Origin of the sequence: Marinobacter sp., assembly GCF_041686475.1 — a bacterium.
Taxonomy (GTDB): Bacteria; Pseudomonadota; Gammaproteobacteria; order Pseudomonadales; family Oleiphilaceae; genus Marinobacter.
This window is the reverse complement of sequence record NZ_JAWLDU010000014.1, coordinates 42,361-50,826: the sequence shown is the minus strand read 5'-3', so window position 1 is coordinate 50,826 and position 8,466 is coordinate 42,361. Positions and strand designations below refer to the sequence as shown.

5 protein-coding genes and 1 pseudogene are annotated in these 8,466 nt (G+C 57.7%); 2 read left to right on the top strand and 4 right to left on the bottom strand.

All coding sequences use genetic code 11. The features are described 5' to 3' along the window. A pseudogene (locus ACESMB_RS05310) lies at positions 1–237 on the bottom strand (methyl-accepting chemotaxis protein); the annotation flags it as partial. Positions 238–320: 83 nt separating this feature from the next. Next, a complete protein-coding gene (locus tag ACESMB_RS05305; protein ID WP_372925169.1) occupies positions 321–560 on the bottom strand; it encodes a hypothetical protein in 240 nt (79 codons plus the stop codon). 190 nt (positions 561–750) lie between these two features. On the opposite strand from ACESMB_RS05305, the gene parC reads away from it, so the two are divergent. Next, positions 751–3,066, top strand: a complete 2,316-nt coding sequence (parC, locus tag ACESMB_RS05300) for a DNA topoisomerase IV subunit A (RefSeq protein ID WP_372971057.1) — start codon at positions 751–753, stop codon at positions 3,064–3,066. Next, positions 3,059–4,279, top strand: coding sequence for a phosphoserine phosphatase SerB (gene serB, locus ACESMB_RS05295; RefSeq protein WP_372925167.1), 1,221 nt, complete (start codon positions 3,059–3,061; stop codon positions 4,277–4,279). Before parC ends, serB begins: the two co-directional genes overlap by 8 nt. A gap of 50 nt (positions 4,280–4,329) precedes the next feature. Here the strand turns inward: serB and ACESMB_RS05290 are convergent, their stop codons facing one another. Both ACESMB_RS05290 and ACESMB_RS05285 read right to left on the bottom strand, forming a co-directional pair. Next, complete coding sequence (locus ACESMB_RS05290) at positions 4,330–6,417, bottom strand: EAL domain-containing protein (protein WP_372971056.1); 2,088 nt, start codon at positions 6,415–6,417, stop codon at positions 4,330–4,332. Between the two features lie 152 nt (positions 6,418–6,569). Then, the gene (locus ACESMB_RS05285) at positions 6,570–8,378 is read right to left on the bottom strand and encodes a GTPase (RefSeq protein WP_372925165.1); all 1,809 of its coding nucleotides are present in this window, start codon (positions 8,376–8,378) and stop codon (positions 6,570–6,572) included. Positions 8,379–8,466 lie beyond the last annotated feature (88 nt).

Sequence of the window (8,466 nt, the reverse complement as noted above, 5' to 3'; positions counted from 1 at the left end):
AATGCCCTGAAGTTCAGCCTCGGCCTCAGTCGCAAGTTTCTCGGTTTCCACTGCCTCCTTGCTTCCGGTTTCCATCACCGCCACGATATCGGCAACGCCGGTCTGGGGGGCGGTAATCATCGTCTGTATGTCTTCAGTTGACTGCTGGGTTCGTTTGGCCAGTGTGCGAACTTCGTCAGCAACCACAGCAAAGCCCCGGCCCTGCTCCCCGGCGCGGGCGGCTTCTATAGCAGCGTTGCGCATGCACTCAGGAAAGCACCGGGAGGGGGCCTCTAATTGTTGATAAGTGTAACGCTTGATATGGCCTCGTAAGTGGCGCGTTAATAGGTGTCAGTGGGTCCGTGACCTGGTTGCCCGTTGCGGCAAAGGTGGCGCTGGCGCCAGAACTGGCCAAAAAATATTACCAGCCCGATCAACAGCCCTGCCCAGAGATAGGGCTCGGCCAGCTGGAAGGTTCCGCTTATGGCGAACTCCACCAATAACATCAGAGCCAGAGCAAGAACAGCATTTACCACAGCCGTCATCATTGCATGCCCGCAAGCTTTCAGGTTGGGTCTCATAGTTCTCCACTCTCGGATGTCGTGAAACGGATCATCGTTCGACTGAATGCGAGCATACGGTGAGGGTTAATCTCTCTCCATGCGGGAATTCCGCTATTGGAAATCCGACAGGGTGTTGGTGTATCAGTCCCCGCCTCCATATAATGTGCCCTCCAAAACAATGCACGCAACTCACAGCAAAGGGGCATCCATGCCAGAGTTTCAGACCACGGATGAAGGCTTTGAGCGGGTTTCATTGAGGGATTACACAGAAAAGGCCTACCTTGATTACTCGATGTACGTCATTCTCGACAGGGCCTTGCCCAACGTGGGTGACGGACTGAAGCCGGTTCAGCGCCGGATTATCTACGCCATGTCCGAGCTCGGCCTCAAGTCCACTTCGAAGTACAAGAAGTCCGCCCGTACGGTGGGTGATGTTCTGGGTAAGTTCCACCCCCACGGTGACAGTGCCTGTTACGAAGCTATGGTATTGATGGCCCAGCCCTTTTCATACCGGTATCCACTGGTGGACGGTCAGGGTAACTGGGGCGCGCCAGACGATCCCAAATCCTTTGCGGCCATGCGTTATACGGAATCCCGCCTGGCGAAATTTGCGGATGTTCTCCTCAGTGAGTTGGGGCAGGGCACGGTGGACTGGGTGCCGAACTTTGATGGCACCATGGATGAGCCGTCGGCGCTGCCCGCCAGGCTGCCTCACGTGCTGCTGAACGGCACCACGGGTATTGCCGTGGGCATGGCGACTGACATACCGCCCCATAATGTCAGGGAGGTTGCAGCGGCCTGCGTGCGGCTGCTCGATCAGCCGGACGCCACCACAGACGACCTGTGCGAGCACGTCAAGGGCCCCGATTTCCCGACTTACGCCGAGATTATTACACCCCGCAAGGACATCCGGCAGATGTACGAAACCGGCAAGGGGTCGCTGCGGATGCGTGCCCGCTGGATCAATGAGGGTGGCGAGATTGTGGTGACAGACCTGCCGCACCAGGTTTCCGGCAACCGGGTGCTGGAGCAGATTGCGCAACAGATGCAGACCAAAAAGCTGCCCATGGTGGCAGACCTGCGTGACGAATCGGACCATGAAAACCCGACCCGGCTGGTGATTGTTCCCCGCTCCAACCGGGTGGAACAGGAAGGGCTGATGGCCCACCTGTTTGCCAGTACCGATCTGGAGAAAACCTACCGGGTCAATATCAACGTGATTGGCAATGACGGCCGCCCGGGCGTGAAGGGCTTGCGGGAAATGCTGACGGAATGGCTCAGCTTCCGCCGCTCCACAGTTACCCGGCGCCTGCAGCATCGTCTCGACAAAGTACTGGCGCGCCTGCATATCCTTGAGGGCCTGCTGGTTGCCTATCTGAACATTGACGAGGTCATTGCCATCATCCGCTATGAGGACAAGCCCAAGGCGGAGCTGATTTCCCGCTTCGGGCTGTCGGAAGAGCAGGCTGAAGCCATTCTCGAGCTGAAGTTGCGCCATCTGGCCAAGCTGGAGGAGATGAAAATCCGTGGCGAGCAGGATGAGCTGGCTGTCGAACGGGACGAACTTCAGGCGATTCTGGGTTCCGAAGACCGTCTGCGGGAGCTGATCAAGGATGAGTTGCTGGCGGATGCACAAACCTATGGTGATGACCGTCGCTCGCCAATCGTAGAGCGGCGTGAGGCCAGGGCGTTCAGCGAGACCGAACTGGTGTCCAACGACCCGGTAACGGTGGTGCTGTCCGAGAAGGGTTGGGTCAGGGCCGCCAAGGGCCACGATATCGAACCGGAAGGGCTCAGCTACAAGGCGGGCGACCGGTTTGCCATGGCCGCCAAAGGGCGTAATAACCAGCAGGCCATATTCCTGGACTCTACCGGGCGCGCCTATTCCCTGGTCGCGCACTCGCTCCCCTCTGCCAGGGGTCAGGGTGAGCCCCTGAGTGGTCGTATCAACCCTCCCTCGGGGGCGACCTTCTCAGGGCTTCTGATGGGCGATCCTGCCCGCAAAGTGCTGCTTGTGACGGACGGGGGCTACGGGTTTGTTACCTCTCTCAATGACATGGTCAGCAAGAACCGCAACGGCAAAGCGGTGGTATCCGTGCCGAAAGGCGCCAGGATTATGCCGCCGGTGACGGTGCCGGATTCCGAGAAGCCGCTTTACCTTGGCGCTATTTCCAACGAAGGCAGAATGCTGGTGTTTCCCCTGAGTGAGCTGCCTGAACTGGCCAAGGGTAAGGGTAACAAGATTATCAGTATCCCTTCGGCCAGGGTGCAGAATCGCGAGGAGTTCGTGGTGGCAGTTGCGGTGTTTGCAGAGGATGACCAACTGGAAATCCGTGCGGGCAAGCGCAAAATGGGATTGCAGTTCAGCGACCTGGAGCACTACCTGGGCGAGCGTGGCCGTCGCGGTCACAAATTGCCCCGCGGGCTTCAGCGCGTGGATGCCATTGATGTCATCCAGTCTGCCAGCAATGCGGCGGAAGCGGCGAACGCTGCCAACGCAGAGGAGCAGCCTGACAGTGAGTGAGCTGGTTCTTATTAACGTGTCCGGGCGTGACAAGCCCGGCCTGACGTCGGAAATTACCGGCATCATGGGGCAGTATGATGTGCGCATTCTGGATATTGGCCAGGCGGTGATTCACGACCATCTGACCTGGGGGATCCTGATCGAGATTCCCGATGAGTCCAAGTCTTCGCCGGTTATCCGTGACCTGCTGTTCAGGCTGCATGCGCTGGACCTTCAGGTGCGTTTTGCGCCCATTACCATCGAGGAATACCAGAGGTGGGCAGAAGGGCGCAACCGTGCCTGCTACATCGTTACCCTGCTATCGCGGGATATCAAGGCGGAACAGATCGCCCGGGTATCGGCCATTACCGCCCGCCACGGCCTGAATATCGACAATATCAGCCGGCTTTCGGCACGCCCGTCGCTCAATCCCTCTGAGAACCGCATTGCCTGCGTGGAGTTCTCCGTCAGGGGAACCCCCTCCGATCTGGAGCAGTTGCGCTCGGATTTCCTGCACATTGCCGGCGAAATGAATGTGGACATTGCCTTCCAGGAGGATTCGATTTTCCGTCGTAACCGCCGGCTGGTGGTGTTCGACATGGATTCCACGCTGATCGATGCCGAGGTTATTGATGAGCTGGCGATGGAAGCCGGTGTGGGTGAGCAGGTGGCAGAGATTACCGAGCGCGCCATGCAGGGTGAGCTGGATTTCAGCCAGAGCTTTGCCGAGCGCCTGGCATTGTTGAAGGGGCTGGACGAGTCGGTGCTGGAGGGCATTGCGGCCCGTCTGCGGCTGACCGAGGGTGCGGAGCATCTGATCCTCAGCCTTAAATCCCTGGGTTACCGCACGGCGATCCTGTCAGGCGGCTTCAGCTATTTTGCCCGTCATCTCCAACAGAAGCTGGGTATTGATTACGTCTATGCCAATGAGCTGGAAATCGAAAACGGCAAGGTGACTGGCCGTGTGGCGGGCCAGATCGTCGATGGCAAGCGTAAAGCGGAGTTGCTTCAGGAAATTGCCGAGCGTGAGCATATTTCACGTGAGCAGGTGATCGCCGTGGGCGATGGCGCCAACGATCTGCCCATGCTGAGCCAGGCCGGCCTCGGCGTCGCATTCCGGGCAAAGCCGGTGGTCAAGGAATCGGCCCGACATTCCATCTCGACCCTGGGGCTGGATGCCATCCTCTATCTTATCGGATTCCGGGAAAGTGACAGTCTTCAGATAGGGGAGTAATCCCCTGCATGGGCCGACCCACCGGCCGGCCCATGCAGTGAGGGAAGTTCCTAATGGTCGCCGAAGTCGTAGTTCATTTCCGGAACCGGCGCCTGCAGGTAATAGCCCTGGATATAGTTCACACCTGCCTGCCAGAGGGTTGCCAGCACCCCGGCATTTTCAACCAGTGGCACAATGGTCAGCTTGCCGGCGCTTTGCAGGCTCTTGACCATTTCCTTGACCTCTTCCTTGGCTTCGTCGTTCTTCTGAAGTTCTTCGGTAAACGAACCGTCAATCTTCACGTAATCCACGTCGATATGCTTCAGGGTATGGAACGGGTTCAGTGCGCACCCGAATTGGGAGATGGAGACCTTGGCGTGCAACTCATGAACGGCCCTGGCAAAGTCCTTGGCCTGTTTCATGTAGTTGTTGGCGTCACCTTCGCGGATCTGGAAAATCAACGATTCACCGGGCAGACGGGCTGCCTTGAGCGCCACACTCAGCCAGGGAGTAAAGGTCTTGTCTTCCAGGGTTTCTGCCGTCACGTTGAGGAACAGGCGTGTATCGTGCCCCCTTGAACGATGGCTGGACAGTTGTTTGATGGTTTGCAGAATCACCCAGCGGTCAATCTTGATGGCCATTTCCGAAGGCCCGACCGGCGGCAGGAAGTCATAGGGAGACACTTCCTCGTCGTCCTTGTTCATCATCCTTACGAATGCCTCGTAATGCTCTTCGCCTTCGCCTCTCAGATTGATAATCGGCTGGAACAGCAGGCGGAACCGGTTGTCGTCCAGGGCTTTCTGAATGGCATCGGCGGAGTTGCTTTCATCCAGAGATTCGTAATCGGCCGGGTTGTATACCAGAACACCATTGCCCTGCTCATGGCCCTGTTTCTTCTTCAGTTCTGAAGATGCGGTGTGGGCGCGGCCCATCAGGTCCGGGGCCTTGGGAGCGTTCTCGGTAATGGCTGCAACGCCGATACTGAGGGTCAGTTGCACCGTGCGGCCATTGATATCAAACAGATGGTCTTCCACCTTTTTGCAGACGGTCTCACACAGTTCCGCCATGGTTTTCTCTTCACAGGGCTGACAGAGCAGGCAGAAAGCATCATCGCTCAGGCGTGCGAGGATCATGTGCCCGGGCGTCGCTTCCCTGAGCAGGGTGGCCAGATCCCCCAGCATGAGATCGGCGCCGGCGATGCCTACCTGGCCCTTCAGGCTCATGAAGTTATCAAGGGCGATATAAGCCAGGGCTCCGGTCTCGTTGTTCTTGCCAGCTGTCGCAATGGCCTGGCCAAGCGCATCCATCAGATACTGCCGGTTATACAGGCCGGTCAGCAGATCCTGACTGCTGATCTGGCGGATTTTCTCCTCCAGTTCGGCGTCACTGTGCTCGGGCTGGATAACAATCTGGGTGCAGGTTTCGCCATCGTAGGTGGCTGCCGACACCGACATGGTAACGTTGAGTTCCTGGTCATCACTGCGGCTGGCCACGCAATTCATTGTCATGCCGTCTTCACCGCCGTCGGCAAATGACTTCATGAAATCCTTGTATCTTTCCTGGCTTTCCGGAGTCAGGGTATCAAGCACAGGAATACAGATCAGGTCGTCGATATCATCGTAGCCAAGGAATTCCATGTAAGACTGGTTGGCATAGATGTGCATGCCATCATTTATATATGCGATGGCATCTTTTGAACTTTCCAGCAACAGCTGGCAACGCTGCTCGGCTTCGCGCAGATGCGACTCGAGGGTCCGACGCCGGCGTCGATCCTCAAGAGCGCTCAGTTCCCGGTTGACCACCAGTACCAGCTGGTCAGTGTTTTCGAAAGGCACCGTATCCTGGGCACCGGCTTTCATGACTGCTACTGTGCGCTCGCGGCTGAATTCCGGGGTCAACAGTATGAAGGGAATATCCTTGTCCATGCGACGAATCATGGCCAGTGCACCGTCGGGCCCGAATTCCTGATCCACGTCGTCCCGCGCCAGCAACAGGTCCCAGTTGCCTGCCTTCAGGGTTTCCTCAAGATCTTCTTCAGAGGTAATGCGATGGGCCCGGGTAGCCTTGCCGGAGTTCCGGAGCAGACTCACAAGGGTTTCAGCATCGTTTTGCGAGGGGTCGAGGATCAGCAGGTGTACGGTTGCGTTCTTTTTCTGCATTCGTCAGATGTCTCGTGATACGCGTTGGCTGTACCGGCTCTTCTGGCAAGTATAGAGCCGGCCTTTCACTAACGCTGAATGATGCAGGGGTTACCGTTCAATAACAACCCTTGGCGCCAGCCCCGGCGCTTCCGATTGTCTGAAATCAAACCTTAAAGTGATGGCCACAGCGAATCGAACTCATCCTCGCTGGCGGCTGCCGTAGAGGCCGGATTGCTCATGGTTGTGGTTCCGCCATTCTGAAGCTTGAGTTCGAACTGGCTGATGCTTCCGGTAGCTGAAATCTTGCGGGAAAGCGTGCCCTGATCCTCTCGGCCATCGTGGAGCAGTGAAATACGGCTTCCTGACTGAAACGGGAGTCTGGGTGTTATCAGGGTTGCGGCCTGGTTAACCACACTGATCTCCGGCAGCAGCAGGCCCCGAAGGTATTCACTGCTGTTGCCCACTTTCTGGAGCAGTCTCACGCCGCAGGGCGCCGCGCTGGGGGCCAACAACTCAATGCCCACCTGGGTGCCCTGGTTGCGAACCTGGCGTATCCAGCGGACCACCGCGATGCTCCAGGGGTGGTTTGACTGCTCGCGAACGCCAAGTATTTCGCCGGCCTGCAGGGAAGTCGGCACGTTGGTTTCCCAGGCAACACAGTAGCCACCCGGGCTGGTATTAATCAGCAGGGCGTGGTGGGACTGTGGGCGCCTGCGATCGTGCTCACTATCTGGTGTGGCGCCGATACTGTTGCGGAAGTTGATGGGGGCGTCCGCCGACTGTATCGGGTCGTCGCCGATACCGGCATCATGGGCTCCAGCCCAAGCGTCTTCCCTGCGCCGCGATGATCTGAGGAACTGGTTGTCCTGGTCCTGATGGCCGTTGTCGTTGCCGGTAACAAACTCGTTGAACGTTTTGGTTCCGGCCACGAAAAAATGAGTCGCTGACAGCCCCACGCATATTTCCAGGGTGCCCTGACTGGCGATGCGATTGAAATTGCGCTTTGCCAGTATACCCAGCGCCTGGCTGAGGTGGGTCAGCAGGGTGTCGCTGACCCGTGACGGAAGGTCCAGGTTACTGGCGGAGTGGCTGTCTTGCTGGTGGCGCGCATGCTGTGCTTCGGTAATCTGCTCTGACAGTTCGCGGGTGTCGAAGTTGTAACTGTCGTTACCCGGTTTCTGTTCGAGCAGGCTGCGGTAAACGGGTGCGGTATCGCGCTCCATGTTCACCACAAACAGGCTGTCGTTATCAGTCTCGGGGCCGCAGGATGCGAGATGAGTCCAGTTCTCTAACAATTCGTAGACCTGCGCCAGTTCACCCTGTCGTAACTGGTTGGGGCGGGCGCAGCCAAGCAGCAGGATGCGTTTATAGCTGTCCTCTACCGTGCTGGCACGACGGTGACTCAGGGTTTCGTCGTCGACAGAGAGCCCGTTGAGCTTGTTGCGATGGGCAAACCGGAACAAGCGATGGCATTCCAGCCAGCTCTGGGCAGGGCTGGGGCAATAAAGCTGGTGGGACCGGACGATGGTGGCAGCCAGTTCCGAGATGGCCCGATGAATGGCGGTGGAAACCGCTTTCCGGTTCTTGTCGAGCCCGCCGTTATCCAGATACTCCAGAACGCAGAGCTTGTAGCCACCGGCGGCGTGAAGCTGGAGCGCCTGGGACAGGTTGGCTATTTTGCGCTGTTTCTCCGGGAGCGCGACCGCCAGGCCGAGGTAGTGCCTCGACAGTTCGGAGCACACAAAGTGTATTTTCGGACGAATCAGCTCCAGCAGCAGGAGGCGCTGTTGTGGTGCAATAAACAGATGATTCAGCTCGATAATGGCATGATAGAGCTGCCGCGAGGCCTCACCAATATTGGCCATCGGTAACTGGTTGACCCATTCCCTGAAGGCTTTCGGTGAAGTCTGACAGAATGAAAGACTTGCGGTTTTCTGTTCAGGAACGCGAAGATCGGGTTTCAGGATCATTCCGTCCATGAGATCACGCCAATTGTCTGGACCACGGTTGGTACTCCGGGTTGCACCACGAACTACAGGCTCTGGTAACGGATACCTGCGTGTATTA

Coding starts and splice junctions, on each gene's coding strand:
- ACESMB_RS05305 (WP_372925169.1), bottom strand. CDS start 560: ATGAGACCCAACCTGAAAGCTTGCGGGCATGCAATGATGACGGCTGTG.
- ACESMB_RS05285 (WP_372925165.1), bottom strand. CDS start 8,378: ATGGACGGAATGATCCTGAAACCCGATCTTCGCGTTCCTGAACAGAAA.
- ACESMB_RS05290 (WP_372971056.1), bottom strand. CDS start 6,417: ATGCAGAAAAAGAACGCAACCGTACACCTGCTGATCCTCGACCCCTCG.
- parC (WP_372971057.1), top strand. CDS start 751: ATGCCAGAGTTTCAGACCACGGATGAAGGCTTTGAGCGGGTTTCATTG.